The sequence below is a fragment of the Hyphomonas oceanitis genome (assembly GCF_036964545.1).
Taxonomy (GTDB): Bacteria; Pseudomonadota; Alphaproteobacteria; order Caulobacterales; family Hyphomonadaceae; genus Hyphomonas; species Hyphomonas oceanitis.
Window position 1 is genome coordinate 299528 of record NZ_JBALTL010000002.1, and the last position, 24566, is coordinate 324093.

Genomic DNA, 24566 nt, shown 5'->3' on the forward strand with positions numbered 1-24566 from the left:
ACAGATGACGACGACCGCCAAACCCGGCGTGCTTCCAGCATGCCCGCATTTTTCTTCCGGCCCGACCGCCAAGCGTCCCGGATTTTCCCTCGAAAAACTCGAAACTGCCGTCCTTGGCCGCTCGCACCGCTCCGGTGATGCGAAGAAAAAGCTGAAGGCCGCGATCGACCGTTCCAAGGCGCTGCTTGGCATTCCTGACGATTACCGCGTGGCCATCGTGCCGGCGTCCGATACGGGCGCTGTCGAGATGTGCATGTGGTCGATGCTCGGCGCCAAGCCTGTTGACGTGTTTGCCTGGGAAAGCTTTGGCCAGGACTGGGTGACGGATGCGACCAAGCAGCTGAAGCTGCCTGACTGCAAGACATATGGCGCCGACTATGGCGCGCTGCCTGACTTCACACAGGCGCGCGACGATGCCGACATTATCTTCACATGGAACGGCACGACCTCCGGTGTGCGCGTGCCGAACGCCGACTGGATCAAGCCAAACCCTGACCGCGTCGTGATCTGCGATGCGACATCTGCCGCTTTCGCGCAGGATATTGAATGGGCCAAGCTCGATGTCGTTACCTATAGCTGGCAGAAATGCCTCGGCGGCGAAGCCGCGCATGGCATGCTGGTGCTGAGCCCACGCGCTGTTGCCCGCCTTGAAAGCTATACGCCTGACCGCGCCCTGCCGAAACTCTTCCGCATGACCAAGGGTGGCAAGCTGGACGAAGCGCTGTTTGAAGGCGCGACGATCAACACGCCTTCGATGCTGTGCGTTGAAGACTTCCTGCAGGCGCTCGACTGGTGTGAAAGCCTTGGTGGCTGGAAGGCCCTTGAAGCGCGCTCGAACGAGAGCCTTGGCTACCTCACGGATTGGGTTGCCAAGACCGACTGGGTCGACTTCCTGTGCCCGGATGCGTCCGTGCGTTCGAACACCGGGGTGACATTCAAGATTGTCGATCCGCGCGTTGCGGGCCTCGACGAGGACGGCCAGCGCGATTTCGTGAAGCGCATGATGAAGCGCCTCGAAAAGGAAAACGCCTGCTTCGACGCTGCCGGTTACGCAAAGGCCCCTCCGGGACTGCGCATCTGGTGCGGTGGCTCTGTTGAGCCGTCGAATGTGGCTGCGCTGACGCCCTGGCTCGATTGGGCCTTCGCGGAAGAAGCCGCGAGCCTCTAGCCGCTTTCTCCTGCGCCCTCGTCCTTCGACTGTGTTCGGGACGAGGGCGCACGGAAACACCCCCACAAGCAGGCTCATCCTCAGCAACGTCCAAGGAGAGCCGGGCCACGCGCCCCGAATTCGCAAAGAGAACCAAGATGCCAAAAGTCCTTATCGGAGACACACTCTCCCCCGCCGCCGTCGAAATCTTTCATGCGCGCGGCATCGAAACGGTCACCAAGACCGGTCTGAATACGGAACAGCTGATCGCTGAAATCCCTGAATATGACGGCCTCGTCGTCCGCTCGGCCTGCAAGCCGAACGCGGATGTCATGGCTGCCGCAACGAACCTGAAAGTCATTGGCCGGGCCGGTATCGGCGTCGACAATATCGATATCAAGGCGGCGACCGCCAAGGGCGTCGTGGTCATGAACACGCCGTTCGGCAACGCCATCACGACGGCCGAACATGCCATCGCCATGATGTTTGCGGCAGCGCGCCAAATCCCGGCCGCCAATGCCGAGACGCAAGACGGCAAATGGCCGAAGTCCGGCTATATGGGCATCGAGGTCAGCTACAAGACGCTCGGCCTGATCGGTTGCGGCAATATTGGTAGCCGTGTCGCTGAACGCGCCATCGGCCTGAAGATGAAAGTGGTCGCCTATGACCCGTTCCTGACGGACGAGCGCGCCATTGAACTCGGCGTCGAGAAGGTGGAACTGGAAGAACTGCTGAAGCGCGCTGACGTGATCACGCTGCACGTTCCGCTGACGGACCAGACCCGCAACGTGCTGTCGCGCGAGAACCTCGCCAAGACCAAGAAAGGCCTCATCATCGTCAACTGTGCCCGTGGCGGCCTGGTCGACGAGGAGGCCGTTGCCGACATGCTGGAAAGCGGCCATCTGGCTGGCGCGGCATTCGACGTGTTTGCGGTCGAGCCGGCCAAGGAGAATGTGCTGTTCGGCAAGAAGAACTTCATCGCAACGCCGCACCTTGGCGCTGCGACGAACGAAGCGCAGGAGAATGTGGCGCTTCAGGTTGCTGAACAGATGTCGGACTACCTGCTCTCCGGTGCTGTGACCAACGCGCTGAACATGCCGTCGATCACGGCTGAGGAAGCCCCGCGCATCAAACCGTTCGCAGGCCTTGCCGAGAAGCTCGGCTCGTTTGCCGGACAGATCTCGGACTTCGGCTATGATGAGGTTGTCATCGAGTATGAAGGCGAGGTCGCGGACCTTAACCGCAAGCCGCTGACGGCGGCGCTGCTGGCCGGCCTGCTGCGCGCTTCGCGTGGGGACGTGAACATGGTGTCTGCCCCGGCCATCCTCGCCGATAGCGGCGTCAAGCTGACCGAGACAAAGACCGAGGCGAGCCCGGTCTATGACAGCCTGATCCGCGTCAAGGTGAAGACCAAGGCGACCAAGAACGCGACTGAAGGCGGCTGGCGCACGCTGGCTGGCACGGTCATCGCTGGCCAGCCGCGCATCGTCGAGATCAAGGGCATGGCGCTCGAAGGCGATTTCTCGCCGGTCACACTCTATGTGAACAATCTCGACAAGCCGGGCTTTATCGGCGCGCTTGGCCAGATGCTGGGCGAAGCGAAGGTGAATATCGCGACCTTCCACCTCGGCCGGACCGAAGCGGGCGGGGAGGCGATTGCCCTGATCGGGATCGACTCGGTTCCCGCCGATGCCCTGATGGACAAGCTCGATAAGCTGCCGCAGGTCCGCTATGCGAAAGTGCTGACCTTCTAGGGCGTCACGGCCTGAATAATTCTTATGCAAACAGGGCGGGCTGCTGATGAGGTGGCCCGCCCTTACGTATCCGGCTCCAGACAAGACAGGAGCCTCACATGGCAAAAATCGCTATCGTTTATCATTCCGGCTATGGCCATACGGCCAAGGTCGCGGAACATGTCCGTATCGGCGCCGCCCGTGCAGAAGGGGCCGAAGTGACCCTCTACAAGGCCGATGACCTGACCAGCCCTGAGGCTGGCCCGTGGGACGAACTGGCCGCTGCCGACGCCATCATCTTCGGCGCGCCGACTTATATGGGCTCAGCCTCGGCTGTGTTTAAGCAATTTCAGGATGCGACGTCCAAGCCATGGTTCAGCCATGCCTGGAAAGACAAGATTGCTGCCGGTTTTACCAATTCCGGCTCGCTATACGGCGACAAGGGCACCACGCTGCTGCAAATGGCGACACTGGCAGCGCAGCACGGAATGATCTGGGTCGGCACCGGCATGATGCCCGGCTACAATGCCTCCACGAAGGATATCACCGCCGTGCATAACCGCGCCAGCTTCACGCTTGGTCTTGGTGTGCAGTCCCTGACGGACAAATCGGCCGAAGAGACGCCAGACCGTTTCGACCTCGAAACAGCCGAGCAGTTCGGTCAGCGCGTCGCAGAAACCACACTTCGCTGGGTGCGCGGCAAAGCCTGAGGGAACCGTCTTGACGGGACGGTGTTTAGGCTCTTGGTCAGGTCATAAAACTGTAATGGGGTTATCATTAATGCACCGCGCTGTTCTCAGCCTAACAGCCGTGCTTGCGTTTGCAGGCACGGCGTCCGCCGACGTTCTGGATGAGGTTCGTTTCGGCGTCATGCAGGAGAACATCTGTGTGCTCGACTGCGACAATGCCAACAAGGAACCGGGCCAGAGCCTGACCGGCGAGCTTCTGTTCACGTCACCTGATGTGCTTGATCTCATCTGGAGCCCAAGGCCCTATGTGATGGGTAGCCTCAACCTGAACGGCGACACGAGTTTCGGCGGCTTCGGCCTGCACTGGTCTTTCCCGTTCTCCGAGCGCTGGGCGTTCGAGCCGAGCGTCGGCTATGTCATCCACGATGGCGAACTGGAAAGCCCGTTCCCGCAGGGTGACCCGCGCGGCGACGCCTTTACCGAGGATCATGTCCTGCTTGGATCGCGTGACCTTTTCCGCACGACGTTCGGCCTGAAATATAAAGTGGACGAGACTTGGGGCGTGGAAGTTCTGTACGAACATCTCAGTCACGGCCAGATCCTCGGAAATGGACGTAACCAGGGCCTCGACAATGTGGGCGTCCGCGTGAGTTACGCGTTGGGGAACTAGGTTCGCGCGCCGCTTGGCGTAGCGATACCCCTTGCGCTCAAACCTGTTCCTGCCACTCTCTCCTGAAAATACAATCAGGAGGAAGTGATGCCGGACAAGCATGTTGTGGTGATAGGTGCCGGGCTCGGTGGGCTGACGGCGGCCATCAAGCTGCAGGAAGCGGGTTATGGTTTCACGCTGCTGGAGCAGGGGGACCGTGTTGGCGGCACCTGGGCGGCGAACACCTATCCGGGCTGCGCCTGCGATGTGCAGGTCGCACTCTACCAGCTCTCTTTTGCGCAATCGATGCACTGGACGCGCCTCTACCCGCAGCAGGCCGAGATCCAGGCCTATGCCGAGGAAGTGACCGACCGGTTCCAGCTGCGCCCGCACCTGCACCTCAACGAGGGCGCCAAATCGGCGGTGTGGAACAGCGACACGAAAAAATGGACGGTGACGACGGTCAAGGGCCGCACGATCGAGGCGGATGCCGTGATCGGTGCGCTGGGCCAGCTGAACCGGCCGTTCTGGCCTGACATTCCGGGCTTAGACACATTTGCCGGGGCGAAGATGCACTCGGCGGGCTGGGATCATTCGGTGGATTTCAAGGGCAAGCGCGTCGGCGTGATCGGGTCGGCGGCGAGCGCCGTGCAGCTTATCCCGCAGGTCGCAATGGAAGCAGCCAATGTCGGCGTGTTCCAGCGCTCGGCCAACTGGGTCGTGCCGCGCAATGACCGCGAAATCCCGCCGGAAGAACTGGCGCTGATGTTCACCGTGCCCGAAAAGGCGATGGAATTTGCCGAGATCAACCGCAAGATCATCTACGAGAATGCCGACTATTTCTTCTGGCAGGCTTTCCAGTGGACGCCCGAGGGCCGCGCCTTCTTCACGCGCCAGGCGACGGACCATCTGCATGCGCAGGTTCCTGATGAAGCGCTGCGCAAGAAGCTGACGCCGGATTATCCGGTGGGTTGCCGCCGCATCCTGATCGCCGACGATTTCTACCCGGCCTTGATGCGCGATAATGTCGACCTTATCACCGACGGGATTGCCGAGATTGTGCCGGAAGGCATACGCACCAAGGACGGCACGCTGCACGAATACGACATTCTGGTCTTCGCGACAGGCTTCGAGACGACGGGCTGGCACTGGTCGGTTGATGTGGTCGGGCAGGACGGCGTCACGATCGAAGAGGCGTGGGAAGAGGGCCCGGAAGCGTATCTCGGCATCACCGTGGCCGATTTCCCCAATTTCTTCGTGCTCTATGGCCCGAACACAAACCTGGGGCACAATTCGATTACGTTCATGCTGGAGCGGCAGGTCGAGTACACGATCAAGGCGCTGGCCAAGATGGACGAGAGCGGCGTGACCGCCATGGCGCCGAAACGCGCCGCGCAGGACCGGTTCAACAAGGACATTCAGGCGCGTCTTGGCACCACAGTCTGGGCCGATCCGGCCTGCAATAGCTGGTACAAGACCGATGACGGCCGCATCACCCAGAACTGGGCCGACCATACCCGCGCCTATGCCGATGCAGTCGCGGAAGTGGACCTGAAGGACTATGAACTCGTGAAGTAGCGGCAAAAGGCCCGAAAGCGGCATCTGCCCCCTTGCTTTTCGGGGCAGATTCCTGCCCTTGTCGCGGCGGCTGAACACGGGAGCAGTATATGTCAGGTGTCGTCGTCGTAGGCGCCCAATGGGGCGATGAAGGCAAGGGCAAGATCGTCGACTGGCTATCGAGCCGGGCCGATGTAGTTGTGCGGTTTCAGGGCGGGCACAATGCCGGTCATACGCTCGTTATTGACGGTAAGGTCTTCAAGCTGGCGCTTCTGCCCTCGGGCCTTGTGCGCGGCGGAAAGCTGTCGGTCATCGGCAATGGCGTAGTGGTTGATCCGTGGCACATGCTTAACGAGATCGACGGCATTCGCGCGCAGGGCGTTGAAGTGACGCCGGAGAACCTGATCCTCGCTGACAATGCCTCGCTGATCCTGCCCTGGCACAAGGATATCGACGCGGCGCGGGAAGGGGCCCTTGGCGCCGCCCAGATCGGCACCACCAAGCGCGGCATTGGCCCGGCCTATGAAGACCGCGTTGGCCGCCGTGCCATCCGCGTCGCAGACCTCGCTGATCCGGCTGCCCTCGACATGAAGATTGAGCGCCTTCTGGCGCACCATCGCCCACTGCGCATTGGTCTCGACCTGCCAGAGCCTGATGGCGCGCAGCTTAAAGCGGACCTGCTGGCGATTGCGCCACAAATCCTCGCCTATGCGCAGCCTGTCTGGAAAGTGCTGGACGAGCAGGTTCGGCGTGGCCGCCGCATCCTGTTCGAAGGTGCGCAGGGCGTGATGCTTGATGTCGATCACGGGACATACCCTTTTGTGACCTCATCCAATGTCGTGGCCGGTAATGCTTCGGCGGGTTCGGGCGTGGGTCCGGGCGCGATTTCCTATGTGCTCGGCCTGGCCAAGGCCTACACGACGCGGGTCGGCTCTGGCCCATTCCCGACGGAACTGAATGATGAGATTGGCGAGCGCCTCGGTCGCATTGGCAAGGAAGTTGGCGTGAATACGGGCCGGGCGCGGCGTTGCGGCTGGTTCGACAGCGTCATGGTGCGTCAGGCCTGTGCAACAAGCGGCGTGACGGGCCTCGCCCTGACAAAGCTCGACGTGCTGGACGGCTTTGACGAGATCAAGGTCTGCGTCGCCTATAAGCTCAACGGCCAGGAAATCGACCATTATCCAGCGGGTCTCACCGATCAGGCCGCCGTTGAGCCTGTCTATGAGACGATGGAAGGTTGGAAAGGTTCGACCGCAGGGGCGCGCTCCTGGGCGGACCTGCCGGCAGAAGCGGTGAAATATGTTCGCCGTCTTGAGGAGCTTGTCGGCAAGCCTTGCGCGCTCGTTTCGACATCGCCCGAGCGTGAAGACGTCATCCTGATGCGAGATCCGTTCGAGGGTTGATCCTGAAATTGTCCCGTATTGCCTTGGCGCCCGGACGGGGGGTAGCTTCGGTTGTGGAGCATGTTCGGGGACGAGTTGAATGATGCGATTGAGAGTCCTTCTGGCAGGTGTGCTGTGCGCTGTCGCAGCGGCCTGCGCCTTTGGCTCCTACACGCCGCTTATCCCTCCAGAAGATGTGGTCATGCCGCTGGGCACGGCCACGGTCGTCCGCGCCTATGTCCAGAGTGATGATGATCCGTCACGCTGGGACCCGTCGGCAGAGAATGGCGTTCCCGAGGAATATGACATTCGGCAGGAAGGCTATGGCTATTGGCTGGACGAAGACGTCTGGCTTGTCTTCGGTCAGATGGACGGCAGGGCAGGGGAATACCTGATGCAGATAGCGACTCCTGAAGACAGCGTTGAGGGTGGATATGTCTACAATTACGCGCTGGGCAAGCTGGTCGGAGATCGCCTCTTCGTGAAATTCCCCGATTGCGATGACCTTCCCATCGATACCATGAATGCGCTCGGGCTGGACGCTGAGTGTGCCCTTCCCAGCTATGACAGTCTCAAGCGCGTCTTCGCCGAGACCGAGGCCGCTGCCACCTACACGACCTATTATCAGCTGCGATAGAGCGGCATACGCAGACTCCCTGAGTGACGCGGGTCTTCCCATCTGAATGTATGAGGCCAATCAAAGCCCCGTCATGCGAAGGAGATCACCATGTCCCACACACCCCACGAGCTCGCCGAAGAATTCCCTGACGCCGGGGAGAAGATCCACGCACTGAAAATGTCCAACCCGCATTTCGCGCGCCTTGCCGAGGAATATCACGAGGTTAACCGCCATATTCACCGGCACGAAAGCGGAGTGCAGCCAGCCAGCGATACGCATGAGACCGAATTGCGCAAACGGCGGCTTGTCCTGAAGGATGAAATCTACGCCATGCTCAAGGACGAGGACGCGTCGGCCTGATTCCTGTCCATCATTTTAGGAAGTCCTGTCGGAACAGCTACGAAGCTTGAGCGGTTGATCTTCATATTCAAGCAGAGGACTTCCGATATGACAGATACAACCAACAAGACCGATATTGATGCCCTGAACGACATCACGAAAGTGCTGATCGATAGCCGTAAAGGCTATGAGAAATGCGCAGAGATCGCCGATGAGAGCTTCGGCCTTCGCTCGCAATTCCAGCAACGTGCAAAGGACCGGGAGATGCTGATCAGCCGTTTCCAGGCCCAGGTGCGCACATTCGGCGGCGAACCACAGACCGATGGCGGCGCGCTTGGCGCACTCCATCGCGGGTTCACGCAGTTCGCATCGGTGTTCAAGGACGACAAGAAGGCAGCCCTTGAGGCAATTGACGATGGTGAAGAGCACCTCGCAAACGCGATCAAGGACCGTCTGGACAAACCTGAGCTGCAGTCTCCCTCGCGGGACCTGCTCCAGGAGGCCTATTCAAGTGCCCGTTCGGGCGAAGCGTTCGCTGACAGCCTGACCTCATAAGGGATATCGGCCTTCGAAAATGCGAAAAACCGGTCCTTTCAGGGCCGGTTTTTTGTTTCGGGGCAGGGGAATATGATCTGAAAGTGCTCGAAGTGACGTAAGATATTCTAAATTATATACGGAATATGTTATCCTTATCATGACACGCCAACAACTGCACACCATGCCGGCCCTGGCCGCCAGCCTTGATACCCAACCTGACCGGGGCTCGCGGCATTTGCCCGATCTTATGTCGAAGCTTTTTGTGCTTCATCCCGCACTGGCCGCATTGGCTTTTATGCTGACAGCCGGAGCGATCATCTTTACCCGCGGCGCAGGAGACATCGCGGCGGTCTGGCCCGTGAATGCGGTGCTGTTGATCACGCTGCTCAAGTCCCGGCGCGCGCATTGGCCATCCCTTTTCCTGTGGTTCGGTCTCGGCGAATTCTCGGCGCATCTCCTGTTTGGGCACATGGGCGCCGAAGCGCTTCTCGTGCTGCTTGGGCACAGTATTGAAGTTCTCATTGCGGCGCTCATTGTCGGGCGCCATCCCGCATCCGGACTGATCTCCACTGCACGCGTTACAAGGCTGTTTGTGGGCGGTCTATTGGGGTGCCTTGCGTCAACGGCCATCATGATGGCGGGTTGGAGCACACTGGGCACGCCGGCGCTGCTTCTCGACGGCGCCTTGTGGTTTTTCGCCGATTTTCTTGGCTTGCTTCTTTTCGCGCCGCTGGTGTCTGCGCTTGCTTCCCGGCAAACCTCAAAGGGAGAGCAAATCGACTGGAAGTCATTCTTCCAGATGGGTCTCGTCATAGCCGTCACGTTTGGGGTGTTCGCGCAGTCGAACTATCCGTTCCTGTTCTTTGTGCCACCGATTCTTGTCCCGATCACATTGCGCCACGGTGTGCGCGGGGCGGCGGTTGCGCTTATCGTCGTTTCGCTGATCGCGATACCGTTCACCTATATGGGGAGCGGACCGACGACGCTGACGCAGGGCGATATCGTCATCCATATGTTGATCCTTCAGTCTTTCATGGCAGCAAATTCCTTCATGGCCCTCGCACTCGGTGCAGCCGTGGCTGAACGGCGGCGGCTGAACGAACAATTACGCAACTCCAAGCGGCGGATCATGCAGCGCTCCGGTCAGGAGAAAGTGCTGCTGGCGAAGGCGGAACTGGCGGAGCAGATTTCGCAGGTCGGTCACTGGACGCTGACGCCGTCGACGGGCGAGATCTACTGGTCGCCAGAGGTCTACCGCATTCATGGCGTCGATCCTGAAACCTTCGATCCGATGCTGGATGCAGCCATGGGCTTCTATCATGGCGAAGACGAGGCGCGCGTATCGGAGATGCTGGCGCGTCACATGGCCTCTGGCGAAGACTGGGATTTCGAAGCCTCGCTTGAACGCCGTTCCGATGGCGCAATCCGTCGCGTCAGATCCATCGCCAAGTGTCATAAAGGCCCGGATGGAAACGTTGAAAGCATCTTCGGCGTATTCAAGGACATTACGCGCGAATACGAACTCTATGAACAGATCGCGCAGCAGGAAGAGCAATACAGGCTGCTCGCCGAGCACTCGACCGATATCGTCCTGAAATTCGGCCTCGATGGTATCATCAGTTATGCCTCTCCGTCCGCCGCCAAAATCGTGCCTCCAGACGAGGCGGTTGGCAGGTCGGCGATGGACTTCATCGTACCGGAAGACCAGGAATTTGTGCGTAACGCCACGCGAGCGCTTCTCACCGACGGCGAACCAGACCGTTCTGTCGTGCGCGAGCACAGGGCGCCGCTCGCCGATGGCAGTATTGTTTGGCTGGAAGGCAGCCCCCAGCTGATCCGTGACAAGGACGGAATCCCGGTGGCGATCGTATCAACCTACCGCGATGTGACCGAGCGGCACGAGCGCGAAAAAATGCTCGCCGAAGCGAGGCGGGAAGCTGAAACCGCAACCATCGCGCGCACCGAATTCCTGTCGAACATGAGCCATGAAATCCGTACACCTCTGAATGGTGTGCTCGGCTTTACGGATATCCTCAAGTCGACTCCGCTAAGCGATGAGCAGCTCTCGCATGTCCAGCGCATCTCGTCGGCCGGGCGGACTTTGCTTGAGATTGTGAATGACATTCTCGACTTTTCCAAGATTGATGCAGGCCGCCTGGATGTTGAAAAGCGTCCCTATGATCTGCGCACGGTGGTAAACGACGTCGTCAACCTGATCTCTGCAGCGCGGCCAAACCCGAATGTAACAATCACCCACCAGATCGCGCCCGATATTGCGGCTAACGTGGTTGGCGATGAGGCACGTACACGCCAGATCCTTACGAATCTTGTCGGCAACGCCGCCAAGTTCACGGAGGCTGGCCATGTGATGGTGGATGTGCGTCTGAAGGGGGGCAAGATCTGCATGATCGTGGCCGATACCGGGGCAGGCATTCCCGCCGACAAGCTGGAACACGTTTTCACGGGATTCTCGCAAGCCGATTCCTCGATCAGCCGCCGTTTCGGGGGTAGCGGCCTCGGCCTTTCGATCAGCCGCTCGCTGGCGCAATTGATGGACGGCGACCTTCATCTGACGAGTACGGTTGGTGAGGGCACGAATGCCATACTGACCTTGCCCTATATTCCGGACCGCCGGACTGGTCGCACCGAAGCCGGCGCGGTGAAAGAAGACAGGCGCGCGCCTCAGGCCTCGCGTATCATGGTGGTCGACGATGTGGAGATGAACCGGGCCCTGCTCGAAATTGGTCTCCAGCAGTCCGGCCATGAGGTCATGACGTTTGCTTCGGCGCCGGATGCCATACTTGCGCTGATGGAGGGCCGCATGTTCGACATCATCCTCATGGATGTGCAAATGCCCGACATGGATGGTCTGACAGCGACACGTCGCATTCGCGAACTGCCCGGCCCTGTAAGCCGTACGCCGATTGTGGCGCTGACGGCCAACGTAATGGCGGGGCAGGCTGAAGAGTGCCGCGCAGCCGGCATGGACGCGCACTTCCCGAAACCTGTCGATATGGTGCGCCTGAACGGCCTGATTGAGCGCCTGTTGCGTAAGAAGCGGCAGGAAGCCGCCTGTCAGGCTGCGGATGCGGAAATGAAGATCGCCAAGCTGAAAGACGAATGCCGGAAAGACATTCTGGAGCTGCCGGGGCAACTGGGCGCGCTGCTGAAAATTACCTCTCCCGTCGAGCGGGCGAAAGCTGTCGCGGCTCTGGCGCATTCGGTTGCTGGCACGTCGGGCAGTCTCGGCTTCAGCCAGGTTTCAGATGCTGCGTTCCGGTTGGAGACAACGGCAAAGGCCATTCTGGAAGGAAGCTCCGAGCCTGCCGAGCTGAGAGAGGCGGTTGAGGATTTCGTCAGCATTGCTGCGGAAACACAAGCGGCCTGATCAAAAGGGCCGCTTAGTTCTCGCTGTCATCATCCGTCTCGTCAGGGTCGATGCCTTCTGCATCAGACGTCGGATCGGTGTAGGAGGCCACAATGGGCTCTCCTCCCAGAATAATATCATCCTTGCCTCTGAAGTGATCTGTCTGCTCGTCGCGTTCCGGCGCATGCGGGCCTTCGCCCGGCAGCATTTGCATGCGGCGATGGCGTGCGGCTGTTTCGATCTGTTCTGCCTCTTCAGGCGACGTGCGTGGGCGCGCTTCGGCGTCGAGTGTCTTGCGGGTCATGAATTATCTCCTCTTCGCCAATCAACGAATTGTCATGAGGAGAGTTCCGCGCGGTGACGCGTCAGGCGTTCTGCAGGATCGTCTGGAGGGCCGCGACGAGTTTCAGGCTGTCCTGCGGCGTATTGTAGAGGCTGGGCGTGACGCGCACGCAGCAGCCCTTCGCCACGCCAGTGCGATGCACGGTGAATATGCCATGCTCGTCGAGCAGGGTTTTGACGAGCGCGAGATTATCCTCAAGGCTGGTACGGCCCTTGATGCGGATCGACGTGATGCCGGCATGCAGGCGCGGATCATCTGGTGTGAGGATTTCAAGGCGAGGGTCGCTGCGCATCTCGGATACCCAGAGATTGCGCAAATAGGCAAAGCGCGCGGCCTTGTTGGCCGGGCCGACCATTTCGTGGAAGTCGAGTGCATTCGGCACGGAGAGGGACGCGGCGAAATTGGTCGTTCCCGTATGGACGCGGTTATAGATCGTGCCAGTGCCGTCGGGCTGTTCGGATATGTTGGGGGCGATCGATTCAAGACGGCCCTTGCGAATGTACATGATGCCGACGCCGAGCGGCGCGCCGATCCATTTGTGCATGTTGAAGCCGACGAAATCCGCGCCGAGATCGTCTACCGTAAAGTCCAGCTGGCCCCAGGAATGGGCGGCATCAACGATACAATCGACGCCCCGTTCGCGGGCCATGGCGACAATCTCGCTTATGGGCATGACGAGGCCCGTGCGGTGACTGACATGGGTCAGCAGGAGCAGGCGCACCTTCGGATTGGCTTTGAGCGCATCGGCATAGAAGGCGACAAGTTCGTCATGCGTGACGGGTTCCGGAATGGCGAGGCGCACGACGGAGCAGCCATTGTGCTCGGCCAGCGTGTCCATCGCCGGCAGCATGGAATCATAGTCGAGGTCGGCATACATGACCGCGTCGCCCGCCTTCAGGCCGCGATAGCCGCCGATCAGGCCCTGCAGGGCCTCTGTGGCGCCGCGCGTGAGCACGATCTCGTCGGTGCTGGTGCCGAGTAGGCCCGCGACACGGGCATGGATCGGCACCATGTCAGCATTGTACTTGCGGCGGGCATAGAAGGAGTTCTCGCGGTTCACGCGCTCGGTGTTGCGGATATAAGCGTCGAGCACGGGGCGGGACATCAGGCCCCAATAGGCATTCTCGAGATTGGCGACTTCATCGGTGACGTCATAATGCGCTGCGATGCGCGACCAGTAGGCCTCGTCATCCGGGGCGATGCCGCCAGATGCGGCAGGCGGAGGCGTGGCTGTCGCGCAGGCGGAGAGGGGAAGGGCGGATGCCGCTGTAATCGCGCCCTTTATGGCCAGCCGTCTTGTCATGTCCATTGCCTTGCCCCTGTCTCGATTACTTGCGTACCGAAACCGCGCGGAAACAGGAAGTCAAAGGAAAGCGCACATACAAAGTGAAAGGAACAGGGTCTGCGCAGCAAGGCGGCGCTGGGTAGAGAGTGAGAAGCCCCCTTGGTCAGAGCCAAGGGGGCGATTACCACGCTAAATCTGTCCTGAGACTTCCAGCACGTCTTCGACGGTGCGCAGGCCCGGCTTTGGCGATGTCACGAGGACGGCCATGTTGCCGGGAAGGTGCTTGTTGTCGAGCATCTTGTCGTGGGCGGCAGGGATGTCTGCCCAGGAGAAGACTTCGGACATGCCGGGATCAATGCGCCGGTTGATGACCAGGTCATTTGCCGCGCTCGCCTGCTTCAGGTGGGCAAAGTGGCTGCCTTGGACGCGCTTCTGGCGCATCCAGAGGAAGCGGGCATCCATGGTCAGGTTGAAGCCGGTCGTGCCGGCACAGATGACCACCATGCCGCCGCGTTTCACGCAGAAGACCGAGACAGGGAAGGTGCTTTCGCCCGGATGTTCGAACACGATGTCGACATCCTTCTTGTCCGTAAACTGCCAGATGGCTTTGCCGAACTTGCGCGACTCTTTCATATAGTCGGCAAATTCCGGGCCATTCACGGTCGGGAGCTGGCCCCAGCAATTGAAGTCTTTCCGGTTCAATACGCCCTTGGCGCCGAGGCTGAGCACGTGCTCTTTCTTGTCATCGCTGGAAACGACACCGATGGCGTTCGCGCCGGTGACGGCACAAAGCTGCACGCCGAAGCTGCCAAGGCCGCCCGAGGCGCCCCAGACGAGCACGTTGTCAGCAGGCTTCACGATGTGCGGGCGATGGCCGAACAGCATGCGGTAAGCCGTCGCGAGCGTCAGCATGTAGCAGGCGCTCTCTTCCCAGGTGAGGTGTTTCGGGCGCGGCATGCACTGGCGGGCCTGAACGCGGCAGAACTGCGCGAACGAGCCATCTGGCGTTTCATAGCCCCAGATGCGCTGGCTGGGCGAGAACATCGGGTCGCCGCCATTGCACTCTTCATCGTCGCCATCATCCTGGTTGCAGTGGATCACGACTTCGTCGCCCGGCTTCACGCGGGTGACCTTGCGGCCCACGGCCCAGACGATGCCTGCGGCGTCGGAGCCGGCAATGTGGTAGGGCTGCTTGTGGATGTCGAAGGGCGAAATCGGTTCGCCGAGACCGGCCCAGATGCCGTTATAGTTCACGCCGGCAGCCATCACGAGGACGAGCACTTCGTCGGAATCGATTTCCGGTACCGGAACCTGCTCAAGCTGCATCGCGGATGACGGGCGCCCATGGCGCTCACGCCGGATGGCCCATGCATGCATGAGTTTCGGCACGTGGAACTCGGGCGGAATCTCGCCCAGTTCGTAAATGTCTTTCTGTTGTCTGCCCATAATTGAAATACCAATCCTCCAGAATCACGTCAGGGAGCAGCGTGCGCACGATTATTGCGTGTCTTCACAAAGCCCCCGGGTCGCGGCACCTTGGCTTTTGGCCAGCAAGGATGCAAGGATTTTGTTGCGCCGCACAATATCGCAATCCCAACAGCGTGACAAAAATGACAATATGCCAGACTGCCTACCTCAACGGCGCCTTCTGTTCTGCAGCAGACGCTATGGTTTCGCCCTTTGACCGGGGGTTCCTTTTTGCCCATGCCGCCTATGAGGTAACGGCCGTTTATGGCGGCCGCCTGGTCGATTTTGAGGGCCATATGTCGCGTCTAGACCGCACATTGGGCGGAATTGCCCTGCCAAACCCGCTCAGCGCTGAAGCCTGGGGCAAGGTTCATCGCGATCTCATCGAATACAATAATCTTACCGAAGGGCTGATCTATCTTCAGGTTACAGGCGGCGCCTATGGCATGCGCGACTTTGCCGGGCCCGAAGAATTCGAGCCGACCGTTTTCCTCTATGCCGACACCAAGCAGCTGATCGGCGAAACGGCGCGCGATGGGGTGAGGGCGATCTTCCTGGATGACACACGCTGGAAGCGGCGCGACATGAAGACGACCCAGCTCCTGTCGCAGGCGCTGGCCTATCGCGCCGCCCGAGAGGCGGGGGCGGATACGGCCCTCATGGTCGAGGAGGGGAGGGTAACCGAGGCGGCCTCGTCCAATGCCTGGATTGTCGATTCGGCGGGGCAATTGGTAACGCGCGAGCTTTCCTCGTCGATCCTGCCGGGCATTACACGGGCCGGTGTGCTTTCCCTGCTGGAGGGTTCAGGCCTGACCCTCGTTGAGCGGTCATTCACGCCTCAGGAAGCACTTGCGGCGGTCGAGGCGTTCACGACGTCTGCCGGCGCGATGATTGCGCCTGTGATCTCCATTGATGGCCAGTCGATTGGCAGCGGCAAGCCGGGCCCGGTAACGCGTCAGCTCCAGCGGCTTTATTATCAGGCGATGGGGGCCGATGTGGCGGCTGTTGCGCCTTGGGCGATGGACTGAGGCGGGGCGAAAACGGCCTTTGCCTTGAGCATGAGGATCGTGCTGGCAAGGCAGAAGGTCACGAAATTAGCGGCGATGATTGATGGGCTGGCCAGCATTATGCCATAGACCAGCCAGACGGCGACACCGACGGTGAACATGGCGTACATAATGAGGGATATGCCGTCTGTCTGCCGCGTGCGCAGGATTTTGACGGCTTGCGGCACGAACGAGGCGGTTGTCAAAAATGCAGCCAAAAATCCAATATATTCAGCCACTTGATGCGTCCTCTGTCAGCGTCCGAAAGCTTTATACATCAAGCCGGACCTAGCGGCGAGTAGCGGGATCGGTGTCGTCTTCGGCGTCGTGGAATTCGCCCTCGATGATGTCTCCGCCTGTCATGCGGGCGCCCGGATTGGCATCACGGAACGAAGCGTTCATTGTGCTCATGACGGCGCCAACCTCGGTTGTGGCGATGCGGGCGCTGATCGCGTTGGCCGCAAGGGCAAACCCGGTGATGCCGATCAAAATTGCTGCATCTTCAAGGCCGAAGCCGCGCGCCAGTGACGTGTCGCGAAAGAGGGCCAGGAAACCCAGGAAGACGATGAACAGGCCCGCCAGGCCGCCAAGGCGCACCGCAAAGCCGGGCAAAAGCGCTGTCATGGCGATAGGCGCCGGGTTCCCCGTCAGGCGGGCGAGACGCAGGCGCTCAACCAGGCTGACGCCCATCATGGCGGCAGCGAGCAGCACGATCATCAATGCGCTGCGCTCCATCAGTGCCACAAGCAATACGCCGAAAGGGAAGGCGAGCAGGGTGGCAAGGCGAAGGCCAAGGGCGGTCTGGAGCGGGGAGGTGGACTGGGTCAGGGTATTTCCGGGTCGGTTCGAGGTACGTCAAAGGGTATTCGCGGGTCTGTCGCGGGTGGTGTAGTGTCCCGAATGTGGCCACGCAAATGCGTCAGCACAAGGGCGCCATGTGCCGCTTGCGCTCCGGCGCGCCGCGCGGCATGTTGCGCCGCAACAATACAAAGGGGAGCCCCGGCATGGCCGATACACAGAGACCGATCCAGCACGCGCCTGACAGGCCATGGATTTTCCGCACCTATGCGGGTCATTCAACGGCGCAGAAATCGAACGAACTCTACCGGGGCAACCTGGCCAAGGGGCAGACGGGTCTCTCCATCGCTTTCGACCTGCCAACGCAGACCGCCTATGACGCCGACCATATCCTGGCCAAGGGCGAAGTCGGCAAAGTGGGTGTGCCGGTCAAGCATATGGGCGACATGGCGAAACTGTTTGACCAGCTGCCGCTGGAAGAGATGAACACGTCGATGACGATCAATGCGCCGGCCGCCTGGATGCTGGCCATGTATGTCGCGCTGGCAGATGAGCGCGGCGACGACCGGGCGAAACTTCGCGGCACGACGCAGAATGACATCGTGAAGGAATACCTGTCGCGCGGCACCTATGTATTCCCGCCGGAGCCGTCGATGCGGCTGATCGCGGACATGGTCAGCTGGTGCTATACCGAAGTTCCAAAATGGAACCCAATGAATGTCTGCTCCTACCACCTGCAGGAGGCTGGTGCGACACCTGAACAGGAGCTGGCCTATGCGCTGGCGACGGCGATTGCGGTGCTCGACAAGGTGAAAGCCGGTGGGCAAGTTCCGGAATCAGACTTTGAAACCGTGTTCGGGCGCATTTCCTTCTTCGTGAATGCAGGTGTCCGTTTCGTTACGGAACTCTGCAAGATGCGCGCATTCGTCGATCTCTGGGAAGAGATAGGGCGCGAACGTTATGGCGTGTCAGACCCCAAGGCACTCCTGTTCCGCTATGGCGTGCAGGTGAACTCGCTGGGCCTCACCGAGCCGCAACCGGAGAATAATGTCTACCGCATCCTGATCGAGGCGCTGGCCGTGACGCTGTCCAAGCGTGCCCGCTGCCGCGCGCTGCAACTGCCAGCCTGGAACGAGGCCATGGGCCTGCCGCGCCCGTGGGACCAGCAATGGAGCCTGCGCCTGCAGCAGATTCTCGCTTACGAGACCGACCTTCTTGAGTTCGAGGACATTTTCGACGGCAGCCATGTGATCGAAGGCAAGACCGAAGAGCTGAAGAAGATGGCGCGCGCCACGCTGGCTGAAATCGACGCGCTCGGCGGGGCGACCAATGCGATCACGCATATGAAAGAGAGCCTGGTCGGTGCGCATATCGACCGGATCAAGGCCATCGAGAACGGCTCGCTCAGCGTGGTCGGCGTCAACAAGTATACGTCTACCGAAGAGAGCCCGCTCGGCGTGGGCGACGGCTCCATCCAGACGGTCGATCCGATGGAAGAAGCCATGCAGGTGCGCGACCTCGAAGCATGGCGTGCGAAGCGCGACAATGCGGCGTGTGATGCCGCGATTGCTGCGCTCAAGGCGGCGGCCGAGAGCGGCAGCAATATCATGGAGCCTTCCATCACATGCGCCAAAGCGGGTGTGACGACAGGCGAATGGGGCACGGCAATGCGCGAAGTGTTCGGAGAATTCCGTGCACCGACGGGCGTGGCCATGGTTATCAGCAGTGGCGGAGATGAAGAAATCGAAGCGGTGAAGGCCGAGGTCGACCGTGTGTCAGACGCGCTCGGACGACGCCTCACCTATGTGCTGGGCAAGCCGGGCCTTGATGGCCACTCGAACGGTGCCGAGCAGATCGCGGCGCGCGGACGGGAAGTCGGCATGGATGTCGTCTATGAGGGCATCCGCTTCACGCCGGCAGAGATTGCCGCGCAGGCGAAAGAGGCCAAGGCGCATGTCATTGGACTGTCGATCCTGTCGGGCAGCCACCTTGACCTTGTTCGCGAGACGATTGCCGAGATGCGCAAGCAGGGGCTGGAGAATGTGCCGCTGGTCGTCGGCGGCATCATACCGCCGGAAGATGCGCAGGCCCTGCGCCAGATGGGCGTTGCCCGCATCTATACGCCGAAGGACTTCAAGATCACCGGCATCATGGGTGACGTGGTGAAAGTAGTCGAGAAGGCGTGGCTCGCGACGGCTTAGCAAGATTTTTCCTCCCCCGTGAAACGGGGGAGGTGGCCCCGAAGGGGTCGGAGGGGGAGCATGGTTGGTGGGGGCGGAAAATGCCCCCTCCGTCACACGCCTTGCGGCGTGCGCCACCTCCCCCGCTGCGCAGGGGAGGAAAGGCAAGTACGGCTTTCTGGCTCTGGACGATGTGCCGGAAGCCCATTAAGGGCGGCGCATTCTTAAAATTCAGTCTGAGCGGGAGCCGGTATGGGACAGTTTGAACTCGGCTGGGAAGAATGGCTGGCGCTGCCGGACCTTGGGCTTCCTGCGATCAAGGCCAAGGTGGACACCGGCGCGAAGACCTCGGCCCTGCATGCCAGCGTGATCGAGCCGTTCGGGCCGAGCACCAAGCCGCAGGTGCGCTTCCTGATCCAGCCGAACCCGGCAGACCCGAACCTTGAAATCACCTGTTCGGCGCGCGTCATCGACCGGCGCGAGGTGACCAGCTCCAATGGCGACACCGAACTGCGCTATGTCATCGAGACCGATGTGCAGATGGGCAAACGCCGCTGGCCGATCCAGCTGACCCTGTCGAACCGCGAAAGCATGACCTATCGCATGTTGTTCGGCCGCGCGGCCATCCAGCCGGACATGATCGTCAATCCGAACGTGTCCTTCAGCCAGCCGGTGTTGGATTTCGCCCGCTATGGCAGCCTGCCCAAGCGCACCCCGGTGAAGCGACCGCTGCGGATTGCCTTGCTGACGCGCGAGCCGAACAATTATTCGTCCAGGCGCCTTATGGAAGCCGCCGAAGCACGCGGCCATGTGATTGAGGCCATCGATACGGCACGCTGCTACATGCAGATCGGCACGCTGGACCCTGAAGTTCACTATGACGGCAAGGCGCTGGCGCGTTTCGATGCAGTTATCCCGCGCATTGGTGCGTCGATCACTGACTATGGCATGGCCGTCCTGCGCCAGTTCTCGAACACGGGCGCCTTCTGCCTGAACGGGGCAGGGGCCATCGGGCGTTCGCGCGACAAACTGCTGGCGCACCAGTTGCTGGCGCGCGCCAATATCGGCATGCCGATCACGGCCTTTGCACACAGTCCGAAGGATACGAAAGACCTGATATCGCTCGCCGGAGGTGCGCCCGTGGTCGTGAAGCTGCTCTCCTCGACGCAGGGCAAGGGTGTTGTGCTGGCCGAGACGCGCAAGGCGGCCGAGAGCCTGGTGGATGCCTTTCGCGGCCTGGAGGCGAACTTCCTTGTTCAGGAATTCGTGGCTGAGGCGGCCGGCGCGGACACGCGCTGTTTCATCATCGGCAACAAGGTGGTTGGCGGCATGAAGCGGCAGGCAGCCAAGGGCGAGTTCCGCTCGAACCTGCACAGGGGTGGCACGGCGAGCGCAGTGAAGCTGACGACCGCGGAGCGTGAAGTTGCGCGCGATGCGGCGAAGGTGCTGGGCCTCCGGGTGGCAGGCGTCGACCTGTTGCAGACCGATGAAGGTCCGAAAGTGCTGGAAGTGAATTCCTCACCGGGCCTTCAGGGCATAGAAGGCGCGTCCGGCAAGGACATTGCCGGCATGATCATCGAGCATCTGGAGCGGCAGGTTCGCCCGCTCGCCAAGGTGCGCGAAACAACCGGGCGGACCGGGCGAACGGGCCGCCGCGTCAACGTGAACTGAACAGCTGGCCCTTCTCGGTGATCAGGATGATCACGAGCGATGCGAGGCCGAGACAGACAAAGCCGAGCGTGATCGGGATGGTCGAGCCGTTATACTGGCTGGAAATGGCCATGCCGATAAGGCTGGAGACCGTCGTCGTCGCAAAGCCATACGCCGCTGACGCTGTGCCGGCGATCTTGCCCAGCGGCTCCATGGCCAAGGCGCTGAAGTTCGACCCCATCAGGCCGAAGCAGCCGAAGCAGAGCGCAAACAGCGGGAAGAAGATGTAGAGGTGCTCGCCATAGAAATAGCTGATGGCCGACAGGACGGCGGCGCCGATTGTGAACACAAAGAGGGCCGTCTGGCTGATACGGCGCATGCCGACCTTTTCCACAATCCGGGAATTGAGGAAGTTGGCGCAGGCGAGCGTGCCGGCGATGCCTGCGAACCAGAGCGCGAAGGTTTCGGTCTGGCCGAAGATTTCGCGGAAAATCTGTTCCGACGAGGCGATGAAGGAAAACAGCGCGCCGAAGATGACGCCTGATACGCACATGTAGCCGAACGTCACGCGGGACTTGAGGATCTGGCCATAGGCGCTCATGGCGGCGCCGAGGTTCAATGGCTGGCGTGCGGATTCCGGCAATGTCTCGGGCAGGCGCATCCAGGTCCAGCCCAGCATGATCATGCCGAAGATGCCGAGGACCACAAAGATGGCTTCCCATGGGGCGAACAGCAGGACGAGCTGTCCGATACCCGGCGCGAGGATCGGCACGACCATGAAGATGGTCATCACCAGTGACATGAAGCGGGCCATCGAGCGACCGGCGAAGAGGTCGCGCACAATCGAGACAGCGACGAGGCGGCCGCCGGAGGCGAACACGCCTTGCGTGAACCGCATCAACAACAGGGCATGGAAGTCGCGCATCACGATGCAGGCAAAGGCGGTGATGATGTAGCCGATGATGGCCACGAAAAGCGGACCGCGCCGTCCGAAACGGTCAGAGATGGGCCCCCATATGATCTGCGGCGCGCCGAAGCCGAGCACATATGAGAAGATGATCATCTGCTGGCGGTTGTCGCTTTCCATGCCGGGCGCAGTGAGGCCGACGTCATGGGCAATCTGGTTGAGTGCGGGCAGCATGACGTCGATGCCGAAAGCATTGAGCGCCATCAGGCCGGCAATCATCACGACAAGTTCGCTGCGCCCAGGCACGGGGCGCTTCGCGCCGGGCAGGACGCCTGTAGGTGGAATGGCGGTGGGTTCTTGGTCGGCCATGGGCCCGCCTTTCCTGTCAGGTGCGGTTTGGGGGAAGGCCCCTATCTGGGCCAAGCCTTCCCGCTTGCCTAGGGGCGAATGCGCGAAAAATGTGCACCAAGTAAAAACGCCGCCCTGAAGGGGGCGGCGTTTAAGCGGATGTTCAGCGCTGACTCAGGCTTCAGGGCGTTGGATCTGGGTGCCCAGGTTGAAGATCACCTGATCGGCGTCAAAGAAGGCTGGATCATCGGGTTTCGGACCCTTGCCCATGACGATCTCGGCCGAGGCGACATATTTCGTCACTTCGCGATATTCCTGCGGGCCGTCCCAGAACGGGTCATAATAGCCGAAGCGGGATGCGTAGAACGACCGCGGATAGGCCCAGCGGCGGTAGGGGTCATAGAAGTATCCGGCGCGGGGGCCATAGTAGCTGTAGTCGAGATAGAAGTTGCTGTAGAATGGCGAATAGCCTGTACCTGTCGGTACGACGCGGCTGTCGGCATCCGTGGCGCGCTGGACAACGCGGAAATGGTCAAAACCATTTTGCTTGGTCAGTTCGGCGGCGCGATAGAGCATGTAGGTTTCAACCGTCTTGCGGTCTGTCAGGCTGTTGCCTGAGAACTGGACCTGGAAACGGTTGGATTCGATCTGTTGTTCGGAATAGCCGCGCTGCGTGTCGAGCGCTGCCTGATAGGGGGTCGCGGTTGTACAGGCGACAAGCATGGCGAGCGCTGCAAAACCGGCGGCAATCTTGGAAATGTGCATTTTGGCGGTCCTCCTGAGGGGAGCTGGTTACCTTCAATGTAAGCCAATCCAAGCTGAACGCCAGTTGAACTGGCAGGTTCCAGCTGTCCCATTTGTCATATGACAATCACGTTTTCGGGAACTAGCGTGAGATTTGGGGCATTCCATCATTGTGAGGAGGCGCCATCATGCCAGAAGTAACGCGTAGGTTCAAAACCCGTCTTGGCCTGATTTCGGCGGCTCCCTTGTTATTGGCTGCCTGTAGCGGCGGAAGTGATGGTGGGAATGCGCCCACGCCACCGCCCACCCCTGCCAATCGTGCGCCCGCCTTTACGTCATCACCCACAGCCAGCGTCGATGAGAACGCGACCGGGACGCTCTACACGTTTGCCGTATCCGACCCGGATGGTGATACCGTCTCCGTTTCAGTCGTGCCCGGCGGTGATGAAGCGGCCTTCAATATTGATACAACGGCCCGAACGATCAGTGCGGCCACGCCGCTCGACTTCGAGGCGCCTGCGGATGCCAATGCGGACAATGTCTACAACATAACCCTTGAAGCGACGGACCCGGGCGGCCTTACGGCGCGTCTGGAACTCGCCATCACTGTGGACGATGTCGTCGAGGGCATGACCGTCGCGCGGGTTGGCACCGGCTTTACGCAACCGCTTTACCTTGCGGGCCTGCCGGGCACGTCGCAGGTCGTCGTGCTTGAAAAGGCGGGCCATATCCGTGTGCTTGATCCGGCGACGGGCGTGATCGACGCTGTCGATTTCCTTGATGTATCCGGCGAAACATCTGCAGCGGGGGAAGGGGGGCTGCTCGGGCTTGCCTTCTCGCCAGACTTCGCGAGCGACCGGACCTTCTACATCAACATGACCAATAATAGCGGCGACACGGAAATTCGGCGTTACCAGATGTTCTCAGGTTCGCTGACACAGGCCGACCCGGCAACGGCCGACGTGATCCTGACATTTGACCAGCCGCAAGCGAACCATAATGCGGGCTGGATCGGCTTCGCGCCGGACGGGCTTCTGGTCGTGCCGACGGGCGATGGTGGCGGCGCGGGTGACCCGAACGGATATGCCCAGAATCCGAACTCACTACTTGGCAAGATCCTTCGCATTGATGTGACCGGAGATGATTTCCCTGCGGATGATGCACGTGACTATGCCATCCCGTCGGGGAACGCGTTTACGGGGGCTTCGGGCCGTCCGGAAATCTTCGCGCTGGGTGTGCGCAATCCGTTCCGCTGCAGCTTCGATGAGGTGAGCGGCGACCTCTTCATCGGCGATGTCGGGCAGGGCGCTGTGGAGGAAGTCGACCGGCTTAGCATGAGTGATGCGGGCACGAATTTCGGCTGGAATATTCAGGAAGGTACGCAGGATTATAGCGGCGCAGACCGGGCTGGCCTTGTCGACCCTGTGATCGAATACACGCATGGCAGCGGCATGACACAGGGACAGTCCATAACGGGCGGCTATGTCTACCGGGGCAATCTTGAACTGATCAAAGACCATTATGTTTTTGCGGATTTTGTCTCGAATAACGTCTGGGCCGTGCCGGTGGATGATCTCGGCCCGGACCGCACGGTGTTCGGCAGCGAATTCCTGCGCATTAACGGATCGCTGCGCCCGGAGACGGGAACGGTCGAGAGCATTTCCAGCTTTGGCGAGGACAATGACAGCAATCTCTATATCGTCTCCATTCTCGGCGATGTGTTCCGCATCCAGGCCGACCAGCCCTGACCCCGCAAAGAAAAAGGGCGGCCTCGCGGGC

At 60.7% G+C, this 24566-nt stretch carries 21 protein-coding genes; 14 read left to right on the forward strand and 7 right to left on the reverse strand.

The annotated features are described in order from the left end of the window. Nucleotides 1-4: 4 nt before the first annotated feature. The 10 genes from V7651_RS06425 to V7651_RS06470 all read left to right on the forward strand — a co-directional run bounded on the left by V7651_RS06425 (nucleotide 5) and on the right by V7651_RS06470 (nucleotide 12040). Nucleotides 5-1168, forward strand: coding sequence for a phosphoserine transaminase (locus V7651_RS06425; protein WP_035538064.1), 1164 nt, complete (start codon nucleotides 5-7; stop codon nucleotides 1166-1168). A 137-nt stretch (nucleotides 1169-1305) separates the two neighbouring features. Then, nucleotides 1306-2901 (forward strand): phosphoglycerate dehydrogenase, encoded by a 1596-nt coding sequence (gene serA / locus V7651_RS06430; RefSeq protein ID WP_335612641.1) that lies wholly within the window; start codon nucleotides 1306-1308, stop codon nucleotides 2899-2901. A 98-nt stretch (nucleotides 2902-2999) separates the two neighbouring features. Beyond that, the gene (locus V7651_RS06435) at nucleotides 3000-3590 is read left to right on the forward strand and encodes a flavodoxin family protein (RefSeq protein ID WP_335612642.1); all 591 of its coding nucleotides are present in this window, start codon (nucleotides 3000-3002) and stop codon (nucleotides 3588-3590) included. Between the two features lie 70 nt (nucleotides 3591-3660). After that, nucleotides 3661-4239, forward strand: a complete 579-nt coding sequence (locus V7651_RS06440; RefSeq protein ID WP_035538060.1) for an acyloxyacyl hydrolase — start codon at nucleotides 3661-3663, stop codon at nucleotides 4237-4239. A gap of 87 nt (nucleotides 4240-4326) precedes the next feature. Then, nucleotides 4327-5796: a flavin-containing monooxygenase gene (locus V7651_RS06445; RefSeq protein WP_335612643.1), complete on the forward strand. Its 1470-nt coding sequence runs from the start codon at nucleotides 4327-4329 to the stop codon at nucleotides 5794-5796. 89 nt (nucleotides 5797-5885) lie between these two features. After that, nucleotides 5886-7178, forward strand: a complete 1293-nt coding sequence (locus tag V7651_RS06450; RefSeq protein WP_035538056.1) for an adenylosuccinate synthase — start codon at nucleotides 5886-5888, stop codon at nucleotides 7176-7178. A gap of 79 nt (nucleotides 7179-7257) precedes the next feature. Continuing rightward, a complete protein-coding gene (locus V7651_RS06455; protein ID WP_035538053.1) occupies nucleotides 7258-7794 on the forward strand; it encodes a hypothetical protein in 537 nt (178 codons plus the stop codon). A 90-nt stretch (nucleotides 7795-7884) separates the two neighbouring features. Beyond that, nucleotides 7885-8136, forward strand: coding sequence for a YdcH family protein (locus V7651_RS06460; protein ID WP_035538050.1), 252 nt, complete (start codon nucleotides 7885-7887; stop codon nucleotides 8134-8136). 87 nt (nucleotides 8137-8223) lie between these two features. After that, nucleotides 8224-8670: a PA2169 family four-helix-bundle protein gene (locus V7651_RS06465; RefSeq protein WP_035538151.1), complete on the forward strand. Its 447-nt coding sequence runs from the start codon at nucleotides 8224-8226 to the stop codon at nucleotides 8668-8670. A gap of 139 nt (nucleotides 8671-8809) precedes the next feature. Next, the gene (locus V7651_RS06470) at nucleotides 8810-12040 is read left to right on the forward strand and encodes an ATP-binding protein (RefSeq protein ID WP_335612644.1); all 3231 of its coding nucleotides are present in this window, start codon (nucleotides 8810-8812) and stop codon (nucleotides 12038-12040) included. 13 nt (nucleotides 12041-12053) lie between these two features. Here the strand turns inward: V7651_RS06470 and V7651_RS06475 are convergent, their stop codons facing one another. The 3 genes from V7651_RS06475 to ccrA form a co-directional block, all read right to left on the reverse strand. Further along, complete coding sequence (locus tag V7651_RS06475; RefSeq protein WP_335612645.1) at nucleotides 12054-12323, reverse strand: hypothetical protein; 270 nt, start codon at nucleotides 12321-12323, stop codon at nucleotides 12054-12056. A 61-nt stretch (nucleotides 12324-12384) separates the two neighbouring features. Further along, nucleotides 12385-13671, reverse strand: a complete 1287-nt coding sequence (locus tag V7651_RS06480) for an aminotransferase class V-fold PLP-dependent enzyme (protein ID WP_335612646.1) — start codon at nucleotides 13669-13671, stop codon at nucleotides 12385-12387. 165 nt (nucleotides 13672-13836) lie between these two features. Next, nucleotides 13837-15093, reverse strand: coding sequence for a crotonyl-CoA carboxylase/reductase (ccrA, locus tag V7651_RS06485; protein WP_035538041.1), 1257 nt, complete (start codon nucleotides 15091-15093; stop codon nucleotides 13837-13839). A gap of 221 nt (nucleotides 15094-15314) precedes the next feature. Between ccrA and V7651_RS06490 the strand changes: the two genes are divergently transcribed. Continuing rightward, entirely contained in the window at nucleotides 15315-16142 is an 828-nt protein-coding gene (locus V7651_RS06490; protein ID WP_335612647.1) for an aminotransferase class IV, read from the forward strand. Here V7651_RS06490 and V7651_RS06495 read toward each other — a convergent pair. Both V7651_RS06495 and V7651_RS06500 read right to left on the reverse strand, forming a co-directional pair. Further along, nucleotides 16091-16399 carry a SemiSWEET family sugar transporter gene (locus V7651_RS06495; protein ID WP_335612648.1) on the reverse strand — a complete coding sequence of 103 codons (309 nt, stop codon included), beginning with the start codon at nucleotides 16397-16399 and terminating at the stop codon, nucleotides 16091-16093. The two genes, V7651_RS06490 and V7651_RS06495, sit on opposite strands and share 52 nt — an antisense overlap. 49 nt (nucleotides 16400-16448) lie before the next feature. After that, on the reverse strand, nucleotides 16449-16904 hold the full coding sequence (locus V7651_RS06500) for a hypothetical protein (RefSeq protein ID WP_335612649.1): 456 nt from the start codon (nucleotides 16902-16904) through the stop codon (nucleotides 16449-16451). A 224-nt stretch (nucleotides 16905-17128) separates the two neighbouring features. On the opposite strand from V7651_RS06500, the gene V7651_RS06505 reads away from it, so the two are divergent. After that, entirely contained in the window at nucleotides 17129-19159 is a 2031-nt protein-coding gene (locus tag V7651_RS06505; protein WP_335612989.1) for a protein meaA, read from the forward strand. A 231-nt stretch (nucleotides 19160-19390) separates the two neighbouring features. After that, nucleotides 19391-20809, forward strand: coding sequence for a 30S ribosomal protein S6--L-glutamate ligase (rimK, locus tag V7651_RS06510; RefSeq protein ID WP_335591070.1), 1419 nt, complete (start codon nucleotides 19391-19393; stop codon nucleotides 20807-20809). On the opposite strand, the gene V7651_RS06515 is transcribed toward rimK, so the two are convergent. Together V7651_RS06515 and V7651_RS06520 are read right to left on the reverse strand one after the other, a co-directional pair. Further along, the gene (locus tag V7651_RS06515) at nucleotides 20796-22064 is read right to left on the reverse strand and encodes a multidrug effflux MFS transporter (RefSeq protein ID WP_335591069.1); all 1269 of its coding nucleotides are present in this window, start codon (nucleotides 22062-22064) and stop codon (nucleotides 20796-20798) included. The two genes, rimK and V7651_RS06515, sit on opposite strands and share 14 nt — an antisense overlap. 153 nt (nucleotides 22065-22217) lie before the next feature. After that, nucleotides 22218-22808, reverse strand: a complete 591-nt coding sequence (locus V7651_RS06520; RefSeq protein ID WP_335612650.1) for a CC0125/CC1285 family lipoprotein — start codon at nucleotides 22806-22808, stop codon at nucleotides 22218-22220. A 167-nt stretch (nucleotides 22809-22975) separates the two neighbouring features. On the opposite strand from V7651_RS06520, the gene V7651_RS06525 reads away from it, so the two are divergent. Further along, a complete protein-coding gene (locus tag V7651_RS06525) occupies nucleotides 22976-24535 on the forward strand; it encodes a PQQ-dependent sugar dehydrogenase (protein WP_335612651.1) in 1560 nt (519 codons plus the stop codon). The last annotated feature ends 31 nt before the right edge of the window (nucleotides 24536-24566 follow it).